This is a genomic window from Streptomyces sp. RPT161, from assembly GCF_027533845.1.
Taxonomy (GTDB): Bacteria; Actinomycetota; Actinomycetes; order Streptomycetales; family Streptomycetaceae; genus Streptantibioticus_A; species Streptantibioticus_A silvisoli_A.
The window spans coordinates 387,719-405,773 of sequence record NZ_JAPZVN010000004.1 but is presented as its reverse complement, the minus strand read 5'-3'; the positions used below and the strand labels follow the sequence as shown (position 1 = coordinate 405,773).

Sequence of the window (18,055 nt, the reverse complement as noted above, 5' to 3'; positions counted from 1 at the left end):
GCTCCTGCGGTGTAAGGGACTTCAGCGTCCCACCAGCGAAGCGCTGCCCGGCAGTGCCGAGTGTCCACGTTGGCGCATGACATCTGTCATGCGGGGGGTCAGGCGGCTTGTCCCTTGAGCTTGCGCCAGACCGTTTCCAACGCCCGGATGTCCTCCGGGCCGAGCAGTTCGGTGAAGACCGGACCCAGTACCGCCCGGCGCGTGGCATCCGCCTCGCGGAAGGCCGCGCGGCCCTCCGCGGTGAGTTCGACCTGCACCGACCGGGCGTCCGTCGGCGACGGTGTGCGCGCCACCAGCCCCCGGGCCACCATCGCGTCCAGAACGCGGGAGACCTGGCTGCGGCTGAGCATCGTCCTGGCGCCCAGGTCGGAGGAGGCCACCGGCTCGCTCTGACCGTTGAGCCACAGCAGCACCTCGAACCAGGACAGCGACAGTCCATGGGCCCGGGACAGCTCGCGGTCCACCCGTGCGGCGAGCGTGGTGCCCGCCCACACCAGACCGTAGAAGGCGTGGTCCTCCTCGGAAAGGGTTCCGATGGTCAGCTCGGGGCGACGGCTCATGCCAGCCATCGTACGGCTTGCGTGTACACACACGCATTGTTTAGTGTGTGTGCGCACACATAAATCACGCGCCCTTCAAGACAAGGCCTCCCATGCCCTCCACCAGCCCGAACGCCCAGCCCAAGACCGCTCTGATCACCGGCACCTCGTCCGGAATCGGCCTGGCCGCCGCCGTCGCCGCCGCACAGGCCGGCTGGCACACCGTCGCCACCATGCGCGACACCTCCCGCGCCGACGCCCTGCGCCAGGCCGCGGCCGACGCCGGGGTCGCCGACCGGATCGAGGTGCGCCGCCTGGACGTCACCGACCCGGCCTCGGTGGCCGCCTGCGTGGATGCCGTACTGGCCGAGCACGGACGGCTGGACGCGGTGGTCAACAACGCGGGCGCGGGCCACGTCGGCACCATCGAGCAGGAGACCGTGGCCGACGTACGGGCCGTGATGGAGGTCAACTTCTTCGGCGTGGTGGAGGTGGCCCGCGCCGCCCTGCCGCACCTTCGCGCCTCCCGTGGCCGTCTGATCACCGTCACCAGCGTCGGCGGTGTCGTCGGCCAGCCGTTCAACGAGGCTTACTGCGCAGCCAAGTTCGCCGTCGAGGGCTTCATGGAGTCGCTCGCCCCGGTCGCGGCGACCACCGGCGTCACCGTCACCCTGGTCGAACCGGGCGCCGTGGCGAGCGAGTTCGTGGCCAACGTCAACGTCGACATCCCGGCCGCACTGGAGGCGGCGGGCCCCTACGCCCCGGCGCTGCGCAACTACCTCGACCGTACGGCCAACGCGTTCGCCGCCGCGCAGAGCCCCGCGGACGCCGCCGCGACGATCATCGCGGCACTGGAGGCGGACCGCCCCGCGCTGCGCATGCAGACATCCGAGGCGGCGCGCGGCTTCGTCGCCACCAAGCTCAAGGACCTGGACGGCTCCGCCACGCTCGCCGTCACCAACGGCTGGGTCGCCTGAGGCGGACCGGACCCCGCCGCGCGGCGTATCTTTCGGTACACGGGGGTCCGGGCGGCACAGGGAGGGCACGACGTGGCGGAGCCACGCAGGTCTCGGTGGGGTGTCGGCCTCGCGGTCGCCGTACTGGTCGTGGCGGGGTGGGCCGCCGCCCGCGGCGGGCACGGGACGGAGTCGACCGCGCCCCGCGAGCCCGGGGAGTCGGCGGCGCCCACCGCCACCAGCACGCCGGGCGAGCGACCGACACCGAACAACCAGGACCCGTCCCGCTACGCCCCGCAGGTCATCAAGTACGCCAAACAGGCGGAAATCAACCCGCAGTTGCTGATGGCGATCCTGTACAACGAGTCGTACAAGCCGCATGACCCCGCCTGGGAAAGGGCCTGGCAGCGCATCAAGCCGGATGCCGCGTTCGGCATCGCCAACATGCACAAGGCCGCGTTCGACGAGACCAAACAGGGCCGGGACTTCGCCGACCGGGACTGGCAGCAGCTGCCCGACGATCCGGCCCTCGCGGTCGAGGCCGCCGCCTGGTACCTGCACGACCTGGCCCGGCAGCTCCCCGCCGAGCGCTCCAGCCGCTACACCGAGGACGATTTGCTGGCCCTCGGATACAACACCGGCCCCGGCAACATGGCGGCGTTCGCGCGGGGCGCCAAACCGGGCGCAGCGGCACAGTCCTACCTGGACCAGCTCCACAGCAACTGGTCCGTGGCGGCGAGGGCACTACACGGCGCCGGTTGAGCAAGCCGCGGACCCTGTGAGCCTCGGCATGGCGTTCGCATGGGCACGTCAGTATGGTGTGGCGCGCCAAGGGGGAGCCGGGGGGCTGATCCAAAGGAACGGACCAGCGCATGCACTACTGCGAACGGTGCGGGAGCCACCTCGGCGAGGCGTACGCCTGCCCGGTGTGCGGCACGCCCCACAGCGCGCCGCCGACGTGGCAGGTGCCGTCGGTTGGCGCACCGCGAACCGGTCCGCACCCCCTGTACCAGAGCCTCATCCCTCCGATGCCGCAGCCGCAGCCGTACGAGGTCCTGGAGCCACCGGACGAGGAGGCGGCCGAGGCCGACGAGGAACCGCCCGCCCCGGGCCGTCGCCGCGGCGCCACCCGCTCCCGCTCCCGTAGGGCGGCGCGTCGCAGGGGTGGAACGGCCAAGCTGGTTTTGGGCGTTGCGGGAGGACTCGTCCTGGTGGGGGTCGCCGCGACCGTACTGCCCGGGGAGCTGCTGCCGACCGGACCGTCGCGGGTGGACAACGCGCAGTCGACTACGTCCTCCACCATGGCGGAGCCGACGGCGACGGCCAGCGCGGCGACGGCTGCGCCCCGGGCGTCGGCATCCATCAGGAAACCGGTGCCGCACCGTCCTTCGCACTCCGCCCAGCCCTCGCTTCCCGCGGTGCCGAGCGGAACCGCCGCGCATACGGCGGTCCCGGTCTCGGCCCCCATGGCACCGAGCCGGACTCAGAACAGCACGCCCCCGCCCGCGCCGACGCAACCGACGCCGACCCCGCGGCCACGGCCGACCCAGCCACCGACGTGCTTCCTCTTCTGGTGCGACTAGGACGTGTCCGGTGGGTGGCCCCCGCCTTGAGGTCATTTCACGGTCACTGCGGCCTACCAGGGGGTGACGACCGGAGGGCAGAGGCGGCCCCGGTCGGGGCGGCAGTTTCGTCCTGCGCTGACGGTGATGGTGCCAGGACGTTCCGCGTGGAAGACCGCTGACGTGCCGCCACGTGAGCGACCGCCGGCACCGCGGCACCAAGTCGGGTCCAAACCACCCGACCGTGGGCCGTGGCACCCGACCCATCGGACACGACCCAGCCCCGATCGGCGGGCGACCGCCCAACTCGACTGCGGCTAGCCTTCGTTGACGGCACCGGTCGGCAGGAAGGGCCACCATGGGCGAGAACAAGCAACGCATGCTGAACGGCGACTGGTACCTGCCCGACGACCCCGAGCTGGCCGCGGACACGGCGCGCCGGGACAGGCTGTGCTCGGCGTACAACGCGGCAGGGGATGCCGGGGAGCGGCAGGCGATCCTTGAGGACCTGCTCGGATCAGTGGGCGAGCAGGTGCGGATCCGGGCGCCGTTCTACTGCGACTACGGCTACCACATCCGCATCGGCACCGGTACGTTCGTCAACTTCGGGGCGGTCTTCCTCGACCCGGCGCCCATCACCATCGGCGCCCATGTGCAGATCGGGCCGAACGTGCAGTTGCTCACGCCGACCCATGAGCTGGACGCGGAGCGTCGGCGGGCCGGGTGGGAGAAGGCGCTTCCGGTGGTGATCGGCGACAACGTCTGGCTGGGCGGCGGGGTCATCGTCTGCCCCGGGGTGACCATCGGCGAGAACACGGTGGTCGGCGCGGGGGCGGTGGTCACCACTGACCTGCCGCCCGGAGTGCTGGCGGTCGGCGGTCCGGCCCGGGTGGTCCGCCGGCTGGCCTAGTGGTTCAGCGGCGCACGCTCAGCCGGGGCGGTTTCCGGAACGCCCAGGTCCAGCAGCGTCATCGCGTCATGGTCCGGGGTGCCGGACGTGGCCATGTAGACGACCATCCGCTGGCCGTCGGTGCGGTTGAGGTTCACCACCTCGTGCACCAGGGTCATCGTGCCGACCAGCGGATGCCGGAAGGTCTTCGAACCGTCGCCGATCGCCCGTATCTCGTAGCGCTCCCAAAGCCGGTTGAACTCCGGGCTCTTGACGATCAGCTCGCCGACGAGTGCGGCCAGGTCCGGTGCGTCGGGATCGCTTCCGGCGACCGCGCGCAGTTGGGCGACGCAGCCCTTGGCCTTCTGCTCCCAGTCCGGCCACAGGTCGCGGGCGGCCGGGTGCAGGAAGGTGTAGCGGATGGTGTTGCGCTGCCGGGCGGGCCAGTCCGCAATGCCGTGCAGCAGCCGTACGCCGCCGGGGTTGGCGGCCAGCAGGTCGTTGGTCCGGCTGACGACGTACGCCGGGTTGGGCCGGACCGTCTCCAGCAGCTGCTTCACACTGGGCCGCACCGTGCGGCTCGCCCGCGGCCGGGGTTCGGGGGCGCGGCGGGCCGCCTGGACCGCGAGGTCGCGCAGGTACTGCCGCTCCTCGTCGTTCAGCCGTAGCGCGTTGGCGAGCGACTCGACCACCGCCGGGCTGGGCCGGGTCTCCTTGCCGCGCTCAAGGCGGGTGTAGTAGTCGATGCTCACGCCCGCCAGCGTGGCCAGTTCCTCACGGCGCAGCCCGGGAGTGCGGCGCACTCCGGCGCCGGTCGGCAACCCCACGTCGGCGGGCCGCACGCCACCTCGACGGGCCCGCAGGAACCGTCCCAGCTCGGTCTGCTCGGTCATGGCCACAGTCTGCCAGCGCGTCATCGCCGCGGCGCAACGCAGTTGGGGGGCCGTGTCACTCCCTGGCTGGCAACTCCCCTGAACATCGCGGTCTGCCACCCGCCGGAGAACCGGACCAGTGTGGAGCGCGACGGCGAACACCACCACGGGGAGGAAGAACCGATGCACACGACCGTGCAGGAACCCATACGCACCGAAGCACCACCGGCCACCGCACCGCGTCGGGTGTCCCCCACCCTGGTGCTCGGCGCGGCCCTGCTGGGCTTCTTCGTCATCGGGTTGGACGCCTCGGCGGTGAACGTGGCACTCCCCGCCATCGGCCGTACGCTGGGCGGTACAACGGCCGGTCTCCAGTGGATCGTTGACGCCTACACGCTGATGTTCGCGGCGCTGCTGCTCTCGGCCGGTGCGCTGTCGGACCGGCTCGGGGCGAACCGGGTGTTCGGCGCGGGACTCGCGGTGTTCACCGCGGCGTCGGTGCTGTGCGGGCTGGCACCCGCGCTGGGCGCGCTGATCGGTGCGCGGGTGCTGCAGGGCAGTGCGGCGGCGGTCATGCTGCCGTCGTCGCTGGCGCTGGTACGCCAGGCGTTCCCCAGCGCCGTCGAGCGGGCCAGGGCGATCGCCCTGTGGACGGTCGGCGGCGCGGTGTCCACGGCGGCGGGGCCGGTGGTGGGCGGGGCACTGACCAGTTCGCTGGGCTGGCGGTCGATCTTCTTCCTCAACCTGCCGGTCGGCCTCCTCACGCTGGCGGTACTGCTCGGGGTGCCGCGGTCGCCGCGCCGGGCCGCGGCCCTCGACCCGCTGGGGCAGTTGACCGCGGTGATCGCGCTGGGCGCGCTGACCTTCGGGGTGATCGAGGGCGGCGCGTCGGGCTTCGGTACGCCGACGGCTGTGGTCAGCCTGCTGGTCGCCGTGGTGGCGATGATCGCGTTCGTGGTGGCCGAGGCACGGGCCGGCGAGCCGATGGTGCCGCTGGGTCTGTTCCGGTCCCGCACGGCGACGCTCAGCCTGGCGATCGGGTTCGCGGTCAACGCGGCGTTCTACGGCACGGTGTTCGTGCTCGGGCTGTTCTTCCAGGAGGTCCTCGGACTGTCCGCGGTGGCCGCGGGGCTGATGTTCCTGCCGATGACCGCGCTGGTCGCCGGGGCGAACGTCGGCTCGGCGAGGGCCGCGGCCCGATTCGGGCCGCGGGTGCCGATCGCCGTCGACCAACTGGTCTGCGCACTTGGCCTGTTCGGCCTGCTGACGGTGGACGCGCACACCGATCGGCCGCTGACCGCGCTGCTGCTGGTTCCGGTCGGCATCGGGCTGGGGTTCGCCGTCCCGTCGCTCACCGCCGCGATGCTGAGTGACATCCCGGCTGACCGGGCGGGAATGGCCGGCGGCGTGCTCAACGCGGGCCGCCAGACCGGCGGCGCGCTGGCCGTGGCGGTCTTCGGAGCACTCGTAGCGCACCGGGAGCGGTTCGTCTCCGGCATGCACGTCAGCCTGTTGATCGCCGCCCTCCTGCTACTCGCCACCACGGCGGGGGCGTTGGCCCTACCGGGCCGGGGAGCCTCGGGGGTCCGGTGACAGCCGCGGCCCTGGCGCCCAAGGGGGGAAGGGCCAGGGCCGCGGGTGGTCACGCGGCGGTGGTGCGTTCCAGCAGGGCCAGGCAGCTCGCCACGGTGGTGGCGTCCGGCCTCGGCTCGGGAAGCCTGCCGTCGGCCGCCCGCAGCTCGGACATCGCGCGCTGCATGGCGTCCTGCGCCGCGAACAGGCACGGGGTGCTGTAGATCGCCACGTTGACGCCCAGCTCGCCCAGCTCGCCGAGGGAGAGCCGCGGCGACTTGCCGCCGCCGATCTGGTTGAACAGCAGCGGCTTGTCGCCGATGGTCTCCCGGATGGCGCGGATCGCCTCGACGCTGCGCACGCCGTCGACGAGCACCACATCGGCGTCGGTGGCGGCCAGCGCCTTGGCGCGGCGCAGGATCTCCTGCTCGTCCGTGGCGTCGGTCCTGGCGACCACCACCAGATCGCGCCGGGCCTCCAGCACCGCCTGGAGTTTGTCCAGGTACTCCTCAAGCGGCAGCACCTTCTTGCCGTCCACGTGCCCGCAGCGCCGCGGCCGCGCCTGGTCCTCCAGGATCACCCCGGAGGTGCCCGCCGCCTCCAACTGCCGTACCACGTGGGTCGCCACATGGGTGTCGACGTAGCCGTCGTCGATGTCGACCAGCAGGTGCACGCCGGGGAAGGCGCCCCTGATGCGCTGGGCGAAGGAGATGACGTCCGGCCAGGCGATGTATCCGATGTCGGGAAGTCCGTAGTGCGAGGCGGCCAGTCCGAAGCCCGACAGGAACAGGCCGTCGTAGAACTGGGTCGCCACCGCGGCGGAGTGCATGTCGTGCACACCGATCAACGGCGTGGTTCCTGGCTCGTTCACTGCCTGCCGCAAAAGAGTTCCGTACTGCGTCATGCCGGATTCTCCTCACGCTCGGATAGCCGGTCCCGTACGGTTTCGGAACCGCGCTCGACGAACGTATGCGCCTGGGGGTGAGATCCTCCTCCGAGGAGTGCAAACAATCCGTTTACCAACCTGCTTACGTTAAGCCGATAATGCGCCAGCGGTTAACACACGAAGGTGGCCGGAACTCGCGATCGAGACGGTTCCGGAAACTTCCCGCTGATCTAATGGGCGGCATGGCGCTCGCGGAACTCCTGGTGGTGGAGGACGACCCCGAGATCGCGTCCGAACTAGGCCAGGCGCTCACCGGGCACGGCTACAACGTGCAGCACGCACACAGTGGCGCGCAGGCCGCGGAGGCGGCGCTGCGCGGCAGCTGGGACCTGGTACTGCTCGACCTCGGGCTGCCGGACATCGACGGGGTGACGCTGTGCCGCCGGCTGCGCTCGTGTCTGCCGGTGGAGACGGTCATCGTCGTGCTCACCGCCCGTACCCAGGAGTTCGAGGTCATCGTCACGCTGGACGCCGGTGCGGACGACTACCTCACAAAGCCGTTCCGCATCACCGAGTTGCTGGCCCGGTTGCGCGCTCATCTACGGCGGCGTGCGGTCGGCGCCGGGCCGCAGGTGCTGCAGGTCGGTGCCACCCGCATCGACCGGCACGCCCGGCGGGTTTACGTGGGGCCGCGTGAGGTGCCGCTGCGGCCAAAGGAGTTCGACCTCCTGGCGACGCTGGCCGCGTCGGCGGGCACCGTGGTGCGGCGCGAACACCTGATGGCGGAGGTGTGGGACGACAACTGGTTCGGTTCCACCAAGACGTTGGACGTGCACATCTCCGCCCTGCGGCGCAAGCTGATCGACGCCGGGGAGGCGCCGGAACGCATCACGACGCTGCGCGGCACGGGTTACCGGCTGGAGCAGGAGCTGTAGGTGCCTTTCCTGGGGCGAGCCACGAGCGGTCCCCGCGCCTAGCCCCGGTCCTCGTGTGCGGGCAGCAGCAAGGTGAACACCGGACCTGGCCCCGGCCGTCTGAGGACCAGGCGCCCGCCCTCCGCCTCCGCGAGGGAGCGGGCCAGCGCCAGGCCGATGCCGTGGCCGCGCTGCCGCGGCACCGCGAAGGCCGCGTCGCCGCCGCCCGCCGGTCCCGGCCCCTCGTCGCCGACCTCCAGCGCCACCCCGGCCCCGACGTCCGCCGCCACCAGGCTGATCTCGCCGCGGCCGTGCGCCAGCGCGTTGTCCAGCAACACGTCCACGATCTGCAGGATGGCCACGGCGGACGCTTGTACCGGCGGCAGGTCGGGTTCGCACCGTGTGACCAGCGAGCGCCCGGCGTCGTTGATCGCCTCCCGGTGGCGTGCGGCCGCCTGCTCCAGGGTCTGGGCGACGTCGACCGACCCGGCGGAGCGGTGGGTGTCCCGGGACAGGTGGAGCAACTCCTCCACGGTGCGGCCCAGTTGGTCGGCGCGGCGCAGTGCCGTGGTCAGCGACTCGCGCGGTACCGGTCCGTCCTGCTCAAGCGCACGCTCCAGGCCGAGGATGAGCGCGGTCAGCGGAGTGCGCAGCTGGTGCGAGACGGCGGTGCTGAACCGCCGTTCCCGCTCGATCAGTTGGCCCAGGCGCTCCGCCGTGGCGCTCAGCGCCAGGCCGACCGCGTCCGCCTCCCGGATGCCGCTGCGCGCGGGCTGGATACTGAAGTCCCCGTCGCCCAGCGCCCGTGCGGTGGCGGTGAGCCGCTCCAGGGGTATCGCGATGCGGCGCGCCAGGTGCCGGGCGAGGACCGCGGACAGCGCCACCGCCACCGCGCCGAGCGCGGCGAGCAGCAGCCAGACGCCCAGGGTGCGGTCGGTGACGAAGTCCCATGGCAGCCACGCCCGTACCACCGCGACCACCTCGCCGTTCCTGGACACCGGTGCGGCGACGGCGAGTTGGTCGTTCTCCACCGCCTCGTGCAGTCGGCCGTCGCGGGCCTGGAGCACCAGGTTGGAGAAGTCCGGGCCCCAGCCGTCCTGCCGGTGTCCGGAGGCGGTGTAGATCGCCACATGGGTGTCCGCGGAGCGGCCGCTCGGCAGCACCGCGCGACCGTGCCGGGTGCTCGCCGGAACCGGCAGCGAGAGCGCGGCCCAGACGGCGTTGCGCTCCACGGTGACCACCGCGTTGCTGCGGTAGATCCGATGCACCGTCACCGCCAGCGGCAGGGTGAACACCAGCACCGCGCACGCGGTGACCGCCACGATGGACACCAGCACCCGGCCGCGCAGCGAGCCCGCCCGCGCCGGGGCGTCGCGAGTGCGCCGACGCCCGCGTATCATGGCGCGGCGCTTCTCGACGAGGGGCCGCACCGTCCCGCGCAGCCCCGGCCGAAGCGGCGCCGAGCGGCGCGCCCCGGTAAGCCTTCGATGTCCCGATCCGGCCCAGCGGCAGTCGACGCAGTCACGCCCAGACGATATGGCACGTCCGCCGCCTCCGCGCTTCCCCGGCGCACCGGCGGGGCAACGCGGATGCGGATCACCCACCGTGGTCAGACGATGAAGACGAGGCGGTTCGGACACGGGAGAGGAGGAGGTAGCCGGGTGTGCCCCGATGCTTCCGGCCGGGACGACGCCGACGCGCTGCACGCCGACGCCCTGTTCGACGCGGCCGCCGCCGCCCTCGCGGCGCACGGCACCGACGAGGTGCTGCGCGGCGTGCTGAACGGCACCACCGCCGGGGTCGTCGTCCTCGATCCGGGGCTGCGCCACCTGTACGCCAATCCCGCCTTCACCCGCATGACCGGGGTCCCGGCCGCCGACCTGATCGGCCGCACCCTGACCGAGGCGCTGCCGGAGGTGGCCGACCGGCCGGACGTGCTGCGGCAGGTGCTGGACGACGGCCGGCCCAGGGAAGTGGTGATCAGCGGCCGCACCCCCGCCGACGTGCCCGGGGACCGCCGCTGGTGGCACTGCGCGTACCACCGGCTGACGGCCGAGGGCGGACGGGAGGGCTTGGTCGGGATCATGCTGGAGATCACCGAGTTCCGTCAGCAGCAGCACGACCTGGAGCAGGCCCGCCACCGGCTCGCCCTGCTGGACGCCGCCGCCACGCGGATCGGCACCACCCTCGACGTGGACATGACCTGCGCCGAGTTGGCCGACTTCGTCGTCCCCCGGCTGGCCGACCTGGCCACCGTCGAGGTCTTCCCGTCCGACGCCCCGCACGGCGCCGCGACCAGGGCGGGCGCGCTACGGCTGCGCAGGACCGCGCTGGCCGCCGTTCCGGCGCTGAGCGCCCGGGCGAACGCGCTGGGGGTGACCGGCGAGTTCGTCCGGCATCCGTACGGCTCCGCCGTGCAGCGCTGCCTGGCCACCGCCTCGCCGGTGCTGTGGCGGCCACAGGACGACGACGAGCCGCCGGAGGCGGAGCACATCGCCGAGTACCGGGCGATGGGGATCCACTCGCTGCTGGTCGTGCCGCTCGCCGCCCGCGGCCACGCGATCGGCGCGATGACCCTGGCCAGGGCCGGGCTGACGCCTCAGTACACCGATGAGGACACGGTGCTCGCCCAGGATCTGGCGGGCCGCGCCGCGATCGGCATCGACAACGCCAGCCGGTACGCCCGCTCCCAGGGCATCGCCCTGGAACTGCAGCGCGCCCTGCTCGCCGAGCCGGGGAGCCCGCACCCCAACCTGGAGATGGCCTCGCGCTATCTGCCGTCCGGCACCAGTGCGGTGGTCGGCGGCGACTGGTACGAGACCATCCGGCTGCCGTACGGGCGGACCCTGCTGGCCATGGGCGATGTGATGGGGCACGGCATCGAGGCCGCCGTCGACATGAGCAGCTACCGCTCGATACTGCGCTATGTGGCCGCCACCGATCTGCCGCCGCACCGGATCCTGCGCCAGCTCGACACCCTGATCTGCGAGGAGAGCGAGTCCGTCCGCCCGGCCACCTGCCTGCTGGCACTGGCCGACCCGGCCCGTGAGCGCTGCGCCTTCGCGAGCGCCGGGCACCTGCCGCCCGCCCTGTTCGGCGAGGACGGCGGCGCCGAGCTGATCGGCGTTCCCAACGGTCCGCCGCTGGGCACCTGCTTCGGCGGTTACGACCTGGTGACCACTGCCTTCCAGCCCGGCCAGGTGCTGCTGCTGTACACCGACGGCCTGGTGGAGCGGCGCGGCGAGGACATCGACGTCTCGCTGGCCCGGCTGGCCAACCTCAAACTGCCGGTGGCCGGAGACCTGGACGACCTGCTGGACGAGGTGCTGCGCGGCTTGGTGCCGCAGGCCGCGGAGGACGACATCGCGGTGCTCGCCGCCCGGGTGCGGCCACGGCCCGCACCCGACATGGGCGAGCCGACGTAGCCCCAACCGGGCCCCTGGGCCGCTACCAGTCGCGCACCTCGTGCGCCCACGCCCGCAGCCCCGCCACGAAGCCCTGCCGCTGTTCGGCGGAGAGCCCGTCCATGGCCCGCAGCAGCGGCGCCGCGCGCACCGCGACGAACTCCTCCACGACCGGGCGGCGCTCCTCGGGCAGCGCCACCAGGGTCCTGCGGTGGTCGGCCGGATCCTCCCGGCGGCTGGCCCAGCCCGCCCGGCTCAGGTCGCCGACCAGTTCGCTGGCGGTCGACAGCGACAGGCCCATCCGCCGGGCCAGTTCGCTGACGCCGATCGCGTCCTGGGCGAGCAGTTGGGTGAGCACCGCACCGTGCCGGGCGGTGAGCCGATGGCTGCTGAACGCCTCCCGCAGTTGGTCCGGCATGTCCGTGTGCGCCCGCCGGAAGAAGGCGGCCAGCAGCGGAACGAAGGCGAGCGTCTCCTGGAGCTGCGCCGGGTCGGGAGGGGCGGGGGCGATCTTGTCCGTCACCGGACCAGTGTATAGCTTGGATATCCAAAGTATTCGGATACCGGAGACCGGCTATCGGAAGGCGGGCCCGCCAGTGACCAGTCATGTCATCGGCTACCAGGACGCGGTCAACGACGCCCTGGAGCGCATGGACGACCTCGGATACGAGCGCGGAGCACAGGGTGACCTCGCCAACCACGGCCCCATGGGCGCCGAGGCACTGGCCGTGCTGGGCCACGGGGCCCAGGTGGCCGCCTGGGTGGAGGGGTACCGGCAGGCCATGCCGCACCATGAGCCACCGGCGCCGCGGTTCGCCCTGGACCCCGACGACGAGTCCGCCTGGCGGCCCGCGCTGGGCGCGTTCGAGCGGGCCGGCGACTGGGAGAAGCTGTTCGAGCGCGAACTGGCCGAGCGGCCGTGGCGCGATGTGCTCGCCCGCTGGTGGGGACGGCTACTGCCCGGCACACTGGCCGGACTCACCCACGGCATGATCCGCACCGCACACGCCGTGCGCTCGCTGTCCGCCGCCCCGAAGCCGACCGGCGCCCAACTCACCGAACTGGCCCGGGGCCTGGCCTACTGGGCGGCCCGCTACACCGGGCTGCCCGGTGAGGCGAGGTTCGGCGCCGCGCAGGGCGAGGGCCGGCTGGCCTACGCGGTGGCGGCGCTGCCCCGCCGCCCCATGGCCGCCACCGTCAGTCGCGGTTCCGCCGCCGAACGGCTGCGTGCGCTGGACCGGTTCGAGGGATACGGGCAGGCGCTGGACGCACTGGCCCCTGCCGACCCGCAGGCCATGCTCAGCGACATGACCGTGGAGTTCGCCGGGATATACCTCGCCCACCCCGAGGTCTTTCCCGTGCCGCTGGTCCACGCCGTCACCGCGCCCGCCGCCGCCCGGCTGGTACTCCCCCATCTGCCCACGGAGTTGCACACGCCGACCCTGGCCGCCCTGTGGCAGGTGCATATCGCGCTGCTGCTCGCCTTCACCGGCGACCGGCGGCAGGAGGAGACCGTCCTGCGCACCGCGTTGGAGACCGACGTGCCGTCGTTCGACGAACTCGCCGCCCGCGCGGTGGAGCACCAGGACGAACACGTACTGAAGTTCACCGAGGCGTGCATCCGCGAACACGCGCTACGCCCCGACCCGCGCTTCGGCGCCGCCGTCCTCGCCGCCCAACAACGCATCCCGCGCCGCTGACGCCCGTCGGCCCGAACCGTCAAATCCCTTTCCGGACACGGAGAATCACGGCAGTGACCAAGTGCGGCCCCATTCCGTGGGGCCGCACTCCCGCCGACAGAGCGGAGAACTGCCAATGGAAACGGCAATGGTGGAACCCGTCGTTCTGGACCCCACGGGTCGGGACATCCACGCGGAAACCGCACGGCTACGCGAACGGGGGCCCGTGGTCCCCGTGATACTGCCGGGTGGTGTTCCCGCCTGGTCGGTGACAAGTCATGCACTGATCAAGAAACTACTGACCCATCCCGGCGTTTCCAAGGACGCCTACCAGCATTGGCCAGCCTGGATCAACGGCGAGATACCCCGGGACTGGCCGCTGGCGCTGTGGATTTCCGTCCGCAGCATGATCACCGCATTCGGCGCGGACCACACCCGGCTACGGAAGCTGGTCTCCAAGGCGTTCACCGCGCGCCGTACCGCGGCACTCAGACCCCGCGTCGAGGAGATCACCGCCGACCTCCTCGACCGCCTGGCGGCCACCCCGGCCGGCCAACCCGTGGACCTGCGGGCCGAGTTCGCCAGCCCACTGCCCACCCAGGTGATCTGCGAACTGTTCGGCATCCCCGAGCGGTCCCGCCCCGAACTGCGCCGCACCATCGACCTGACGTTCAGCACCGCGCTGACCGTCGAGGAGGCGCAGGACAACGGCGAGCGGCTGTACCGGATGCTGGACCAACTCGTCGCCGACAAAACCGCACAGCCCGGCAATGACCTGACCAGCGGTCTGATCGCCGCCCGGGACGACGGCGACGGCACCGGGCTCAGCCGGCAGGAACTCGTGGACACCCTACTGCTGATGATCTCGGCGGGCTACGAGACCACGATCAACCTGATCTGCCACGCCGTCCGGCTGCTGCTGACCCACCCGGACGAGCTGCGCCGGGTTCGTTCCGGGGAGGTCTCCTGGGCGGACGTCGTCGAGGAGACCCTGCGGGTGGAGGCACCGGGCGCGAACGTGCCGTTGCGGTACGCGGTCGAGGACATCGAGCTGGGCGGCGTGACGATCCGCCGGGGAGACGCGGTCATCGTCTCGCTCGCCGGTGCGGGCCGCGACCCCGGGCAACACGGCCCGGACGCGGACCGGTTCGACCCGACCCGGCCCACCCGCCGGGACCATCTGTCGTTCGGCCACGGGGTGCACCACTGCCTGGGCGCGCCGCTTGCCCGGCTTGAGGTGTCGGTGGCGCTGCCCGCGCTGTTCTCCCGGTTCCCCGAACTCGCCCTGGCCGCGCCCGTACACGAGCTGGGCAGCCTCAACTCGTTCATATCCAACGGCCACCGATACCTGCCCGCCATCCTGGGCAGCCCCAACGACACCGCGGAGTCCGCTAGTTGAACCGCTCGGCGTTCTCGGCCGCCCAGGCACGGAAGTTCTTGGGCGGTCGGCCCGTCACCTCCCGGACGGTGGGGTCCACCTGTGCCTTGCTTCCGCTGCGGCCCCGTTCCGCGCTGGCCATCAGCGCCTCGACCACCGGTTCCGGATAGCGCCGCCGCAGCCCCGCGCGGAACTGGTCCGCGGTGAGCTGCTCGAACCGAAGCGACCGGCCCAGCACCTCGCCGAGCTGGTCGGTCTGCTCCCGCACGGTGAGGGCCTCGGGACCGGTGAGCGAGTACACCCGGCCCTCGTGCCCCGGCTCGGTCAGCGCCCGGCAGGCCACCTCGGCGATGTCGTCCGGGTCGACACAGGCGTTGGGCGACTCCCCGTCGAACGCGCGGACCACGCCCTCGGTACGTATCGAGGACGCCCAGGACAGGGTGTTGGTCATGAAGGCACGCGGTCGCAGGATGGTCCAGTCGAGACCGCAGGCGCGCAGCCGGTCCTCGTTTGCGCGGTGCCAGTCGGTGATCAGGTCGTCCGCGCCTGGCTGGCCGACCGCGTGCGCGGAGAGTTTGACCACCCGCCGCACCCCGGCGGCCCGGGCCGCGTCCAGGAGGTCGGCGTCCTCCTGTGGCCGCTGCGGGTCGTTGGTCACCAGGAACGCCGCCCTGACGCCCACCATGGCCGCGTCCAGCGAGGCGCGGTCCCCGTAGTCGCCGGGCACCACCTCCGCCGACGGTCCCGCGAACGCCACCCGCTCGGGCCGCCGCGCCAGCACCCGCAACGGACCGCGGTCGAGCAGCCGGCGGGCGACCCGGCCGCCCACCGTTCCGGTAGCACCTGTCACCAGGATCAACGCGACCTCCACTCGTCGGGCTCGTCAGGGGCCGCGCAGGCCAGCGTGGCGAGGAACACCAGTTCATTGTCCTGGTGTCCGCTGACCCGCACCGTCCGGCCGCCCCAGGGGTCGGCGCGCGGCGGACCGGCGGTGATCCAGCAGGGGCTGTCGAGTTCGGCGTAGCGGTGGAACGCCACGTCCACGGCGGTCGGGACGAACCGGTCGGCGGAGCTGACCGAGCGGGCCGCCTGCCGCGCCGCTTCCAGCAGCAGCATGCCGGGAACGTGGTCGTTGGGACGGTGGAAGTACGAGGGGTGGCCGCTGTCGACGCGCAGCCTCCAGACGCGCTCCTGCGGTACGGGGGCGAGCGCGACGTCCTCGATGGCGGTGCGGCCGACCTGCTCCGGCGGTACGGCGGGCAGCAGCGGGACCGCGAGGCCCGCGGCGGCCAGCCGCTCGCCCCGCAGCCGAGCGTAGACCTGGGCACTGGTGCAGGTCAGCCGGGCCCTGCCGGTGGCCAGCACCCGGCCCGCGCGCCACAGCACGTACTTGGTGCGCATGCTGGACAACCGGTTGCCGCGCCGCTGCACCCCGCTGCAGGTCACCACGGTCTCCACGGCGTCGGGCCGATCGTCCAGCGCGAGCCGTGCCACATCGGTGACCGAGTACTCCAGTCCCCACATGACGAAGTGATGGTCCAGCGGAACGTCCATCTCGGCATGGGCCAGAAGTATCGTGGCCTGTCGCATCGTCTCCGCGACCAGCAGGGCGTCATGGTGGCCGCCCACCGGAGCGAAGCACCTGTGATCACGCGGCCAGCGAACCGACACCGAGAAGTGGGAGCCATCGAGCCGAGTCCATCCGGTCGGAAGCACTTCGTGTTCGGAGGTCCTGTGCACCAGTTCCCTGGCCACCGGAGCCGCCGCGTCCGACGCGGCCATGCCCCGCGCCACTCCCGGAACGACATCGCCCGCGGTACGGACGACAGAAAGCCGCTGCGTCATAAATCCCCCCTGGAATCTGCGCCTTGGGGGGCAGGAGACCCCCACTGCTAACATACGTACTAATCGGTTTTCTTTTTAACGCTGCTGTGAATCTTGCTTGGAGGCTTCGTGGCGCGACAGGCGCGACAGGACCGTGCGATCCGAACCCGCAAAGTCCTGGTGGAGGCGGCGGCGACGGTCTTCGACCAGCGTGGTTACGAGGCCGCCACCATCGGTGAGATCATTTCGACCGCGGGAGTGACCAAGGGGGCGCTGTACTTCCACTTCGCCTCCAAGGAGGAGTTGGCCTTCGCCGTCCTTGACGCGCAACTGGAAGACGAACCGCTACCCGAACAGCCCCTGAAGCTCCAGCAGTTGATCGACTCGGGCATGGTGCTCTCCCACCGGCTGCGCCACGACCCCCTGGTACGGGCCAGCGTGCGGCTCACCCTCGACCAGGGCGCCAGCGGCCTGGACCGCCGCGGGCCGTTCCTCAACTGGAGCGCCCAGAACCTCCAGATGCTCACGGCGGCCAGGGACAACGGCGAGCTGCTGCCGCACGTCGTCCTCGAGGACACCGCGGACATGTTCGTCGGCGCCTTCGCCGGTATCCAGGCGATGTCCCAGACCCTCGCCGACCGCGAGGACCTCGGTCACCGGACGGCCGTGCTGTTCAGCCACGTCCTCCCGTGCATCACCGTGCCCGCGGTACTGGCCTCCCTGGACATGTCCCCGGACCGCGGCGAACGTCTGCTCGCCGCGAACAGGCGCGACGACGCGCCGCGGGCCCCGAAGCCGGAACTCACCGAGGAACCCGCCGCCGCCCCGCGCTGACCGGGGGCTCGCGAGCCGCGAACCTAACAAACCGACGGCTCTGTTTGTTGACGGCCCTCCGGATCGAGCCGTCCGAGCACCCCGGGAGCCGCCAACCGCGGCTGCATCGCCCGCCAGAAACCAGTGATCGTCTGCCGGGACAGCCACTCCGGGTTGTCGCGCCCCAACACCTCGAACCCGATCGTGGCACCAACGATCGTGGTGACCATGTCCTGTTGAGCCACGCCTTCGGCCAGCGTCCCCTCGCTCGCGGCCAGGGCCAGCAGATGCTGTACACAACCCTGCCACTCCTGACGCAGGTTCAGTTCAGGCCCCAGCGCCCGCTGGCAGCTCAGCTGGAAACCGGAACGCGCCACCACGTCCTCGCGCAGCAGCTCGGCGAGCGCGTGCGTGACATCCGTCAGCGTCTGAAGCGCGAGTTGACGGCCATGGTAGACATCGCGCGCGACACCGCGCAGCGCCGCCGACGCCTCCGCCTCCACCGCTGCGGCGAGCGCCGCCTTGTTCTCGAAGTGGAAGTGCAGCGCACCCGGGCTGACCCCGGCGCTGGCGCTGATGTCGGTCAACCTCGCCTGTACGTAGCCGCGTTGGGCGAATGCCTGCGCGGCAGCGCGGATCAGTCCCTGACGGGTACGGGCCGCGCGTTCCTGCTTCCTCACCGAACCGCCACCTCGCGGGCCCACTGCTGGTGAACCCCTGCCGTGGTGACGGCCGCGCTGAAGGCGGCGGTGCCCCGGCACTCAAGA

General features: G+C 71.9%; 18 protein-coding genes. 9 read left to right on the top strand and 9 right to left on the bottom strand.

All coding sequences use genetic code 11. The annotated features are described in order from the left end of the window. Positions 1 to 98 precede the first annotated feature (98 nt). Positions 99 to 560, bottom strand: a complete 462-nt coding sequence (locus O5O46_RS12900; protein WP_269855495.1) for a MarR family winged helix-turn-helix transcriptional regulator — start codon at positions 558 to 560, stop codon at positions 99 to 101. Positions 561 to 652: 92 nt separating this feature from the next. Between O5O46_RS12900 and O5O46_RS12895 the strand changes: the two genes are divergently transcribed. Together O5O46_RS12895 and O5O46_RS12890 are read left to right on the top strand one after the other, a co-directional pair. Then, positions 653 to 1,516: an SDR family NAD(P)-dependent oxidoreductase gene (locus O5O46_RS12895; protein ID WP_269855494.1), complete on the top strand. Its 864-nt coding sequence runs from the start codon at positions 653 to 655 to the stop codon at positions 1,514 to 1,516. A 72-nt stretch (positions 1,517 to 1,588) separates the two neighbouring features. Continuing rightward, positions 1,589 to 2,257, top strand: a complete 669-nt coding sequence (locus O5O46_RS12890; protein WP_269855493.1) for a transglycosylase SLT domain-containing protein — start codon at positions 1,589 to 1,591, stop codon at positions 2,255 to 2,257. Positions 2,258 to 2,372: 115 nt separating this feature from the next. On the opposite strand, the gene O5O46_RS12885 is transcribed toward O5O46_RS12890, so the two are convergent. After that, entirely contained in the window at positions 2,373 to 2,963 is a 591-nt protein-coding gene (locus O5O46_RS12885) for a hypothetical protein (RefSeq protein WP_269855492.1), read from the bottom strand. Between the two features lie 452 nt (positions 2,964 to 3,415). Between O5O46_RS12885 and O5O46_RS12880 the strand changes: the two genes are divergently transcribed. Beyond that, the gene (locus O5O46_RS12880) at positions 3,416 to 3,967 is read left to right on the top strand and encodes a sugar O-acetyltransferase (RefSeq protein ID WP_269855491.1); all 552 of its coding nucleotides are present in this window, start codon (positions 3,416 to 3,418) and stop codon (positions 3,965 to 3,967) included. Here O5O46_RS12880 and O5O46_RS12875 read toward each other — a convergent pair. Continuing rightward, complete coding sequence (locus O5O46_RS12875) at positions 3,964 to 4,839, bottom strand: helix-turn-helix transcriptional regulator (RefSeq protein WP_269855490.1); 876 nt, start codon at positions 4,837 to 4,839, stop codon at positions 3,964 to 3,966. The two genes, O5O46_RS12880 and O5O46_RS12875, sit on opposite strands and share 4 nt — an antisense overlap. A 162-nt stretch (positions 4,840 to 5,001) precedes the next feature. Between O5O46_RS12875 and O5O46_RS12870 the strand changes: the two genes are divergently transcribed. Beyond that, positions 5,002 to 6,411: an MFS transporter gene (locus O5O46_RS12870; protein ID WP_269855489.1), complete on the top strand. Its 1,410-nt coding sequence runs from the start codon at positions 5,002 to 5,004 to the stop codon at positions 6,409 to 6,411. A gap of 49 nt (positions 6,412 to 6,460) precedes the next feature. On the opposite strand, the gene O5O46_RS12865 is transcribed toward O5O46_RS12870, so the two are convergent. Then, on the bottom strand, positions 6,461 to 7,294 hold the full coding sequence (locus O5O46_RS12865) for an isocitrate lyase/PEP mutase family protein (RefSeq protein WP_269855488.1): 834 nt from the start codon (positions 7,292 to 7,294) through the stop codon (positions 6,461 to 6,463). A gap of 224 nt (positions 7,295 to 7,518) precedes the next feature. On the opposite strand from O5O46_RS12865, the gene O5O46_RS12860 reads away from it, so the two are divergent. After that, entirely contained in the window at positions 7,519 to 8,211 is a 693-nt protein-coding gene (locus O5O46_RS12860) for a response regulator transcription factor (protein ID WP_269855487.1), read from the top strand. A gap of 38 nt (positions 8,212 to 8,249) precedes the next feature. On the opposite strand, the gene O5O46_RS12855 is transcribed toward O5O46_RS12860, so the two are convergent. Next, positions 8,250 to 9,590, bottom strand: coding sequence for a sensor histidine kinase (locus O5O46_RS12855; protein ID WP_269855486.1), 1,341 nt, complete (start codon positions 9,588 to 9,590; stop codon positions 8,250 to 8,252). Between the two features lie 261 nt (positions 9,591 to 9,851). Between O5O46_RS12855 and O5O46_RS12850 the strand changes: the two genes are divergently transcribed. Then, complete coding sequence (locus tag O5O46_RS12850; protein WP_269855485.1) at positions 9,852 to 11,615, top strand: SpoIIE family protein phosphatase; 1,764 nt, start codon at positions 9,852 to 9,854, stop codon at positions 11,613 to 11,615. Between the two features lie 22 nt (positions 11,616 to 11,637). Here the strand turns inward: O5O46_RS12850 and O5O46_RS12845 are convergent, their stop codons facing one another. Continuing rightward, a complete protein-coding gene (locus O5O46_RS12845; protein WP_269855484.1) occupies positions 11,638 to 12,117 on the bottom strand; it encodes a MarR family winged helix-turn-helix transcriptional regulator in 480 nt (159 codons plus the stop codon). A gap of 73 nt (positions 12,118 to 12,190) precedes the next feature. Here O5O46_RS12845 and O5O46_RS12840 point away from each other — a divergent pair, with 73 nt between their 5' ends. Both O5O46_RS12840 and O5O46_RS12835 read left to right on the top strand, forming a co-directional pair. Beyond that, positions 12,191 to 13,294 (top strand): questin oxidase family protein, encoded by a 1,104-nt coding sequence (locus O5O46_RS12840; RefSeq protein ID WP_269855483.1) that lies wholly within the window; start codon positions 12,191 to 12,193, stop codon positions 13,292 to 13,294. Positions 13,295 to 13,421: 127 nt separating this feature from the next. Further along, positions 13,422 to 14,672: a cytochrome P450 family protein gene (locus O5O46_RS12835; protein WP_269855482.1), complete on the top strand. Its 1,251-nt coding sequence runs from the start codon at positions 13,422 to 13,424 to the stop codon at positions 14,670 to 14,672. Here the strand turns inward: O5O46_RS12835 and O5O46_RS12830 are convergent. Further along, complete coding sequence (locus O5O46_RS12830; protein ID WP_269855481.1) at positions 14,665 to 15,510, bottom strand: SDR family oxidoreductase; 846 nt, start codon at positions 15,508 to 15,510, stop codon at positions 14,665 to 14,667. The genes O5O46_RS12835 and O5O46_RS12830 overlap by 8 nt on opposite strands. Continuing rightward, positions 15,507 to 16,496 (bottom strand): ScbA/BarX family gamma-butyrolactone biosynthesis protein, encoded by a 990-nt coding sequence (locus O5O46_RS12825; protein ID WP_269855480.1) that lies wholly within the window; start codon positions 16,494 to 16,496, stop codon positions 15,507 to 15,509. Before O5O46_RS12825 ends, O5O46_RS12830 begins: the two co-directional genes overlap by 4 nt. Positions 16,497 to 16,604: 108 nt before the next feature. On the opposite strand from O5O46_RS12825, the gene O5O46_RS12820 reads away from it, so the two are divergent. Beyond that, entirely contained in the window at positions 16,605 to 17,309 is a 705-nt protein-coding gene (locus O5O46_RS12820; protein ID WP_269855479.1) for a ScbR family autoregulator-binding transcription factor, read from the top strand. Positions 17,310 to 17,332: 23 nt separating this feature from the next. Here the strand turns inward: O5O46_RS12820 and O5O46_RS12815 are convergent, their stop codons facing one another. Next, positions 17,333 to 17,968: a ScbR family autoregulator-binding transcription factor gene (locus tag O5O46_RS12815; RefSeq protein WP_269855478.1), complete on the bottom strand. Its 636-nt coding sequence runs from the start codon at positions 17,966 to 17,968 to the stop codon at positions 17,333 to 17,335. Positions 17,969 to 18,055: the final 87 nt, after the last annotated feature.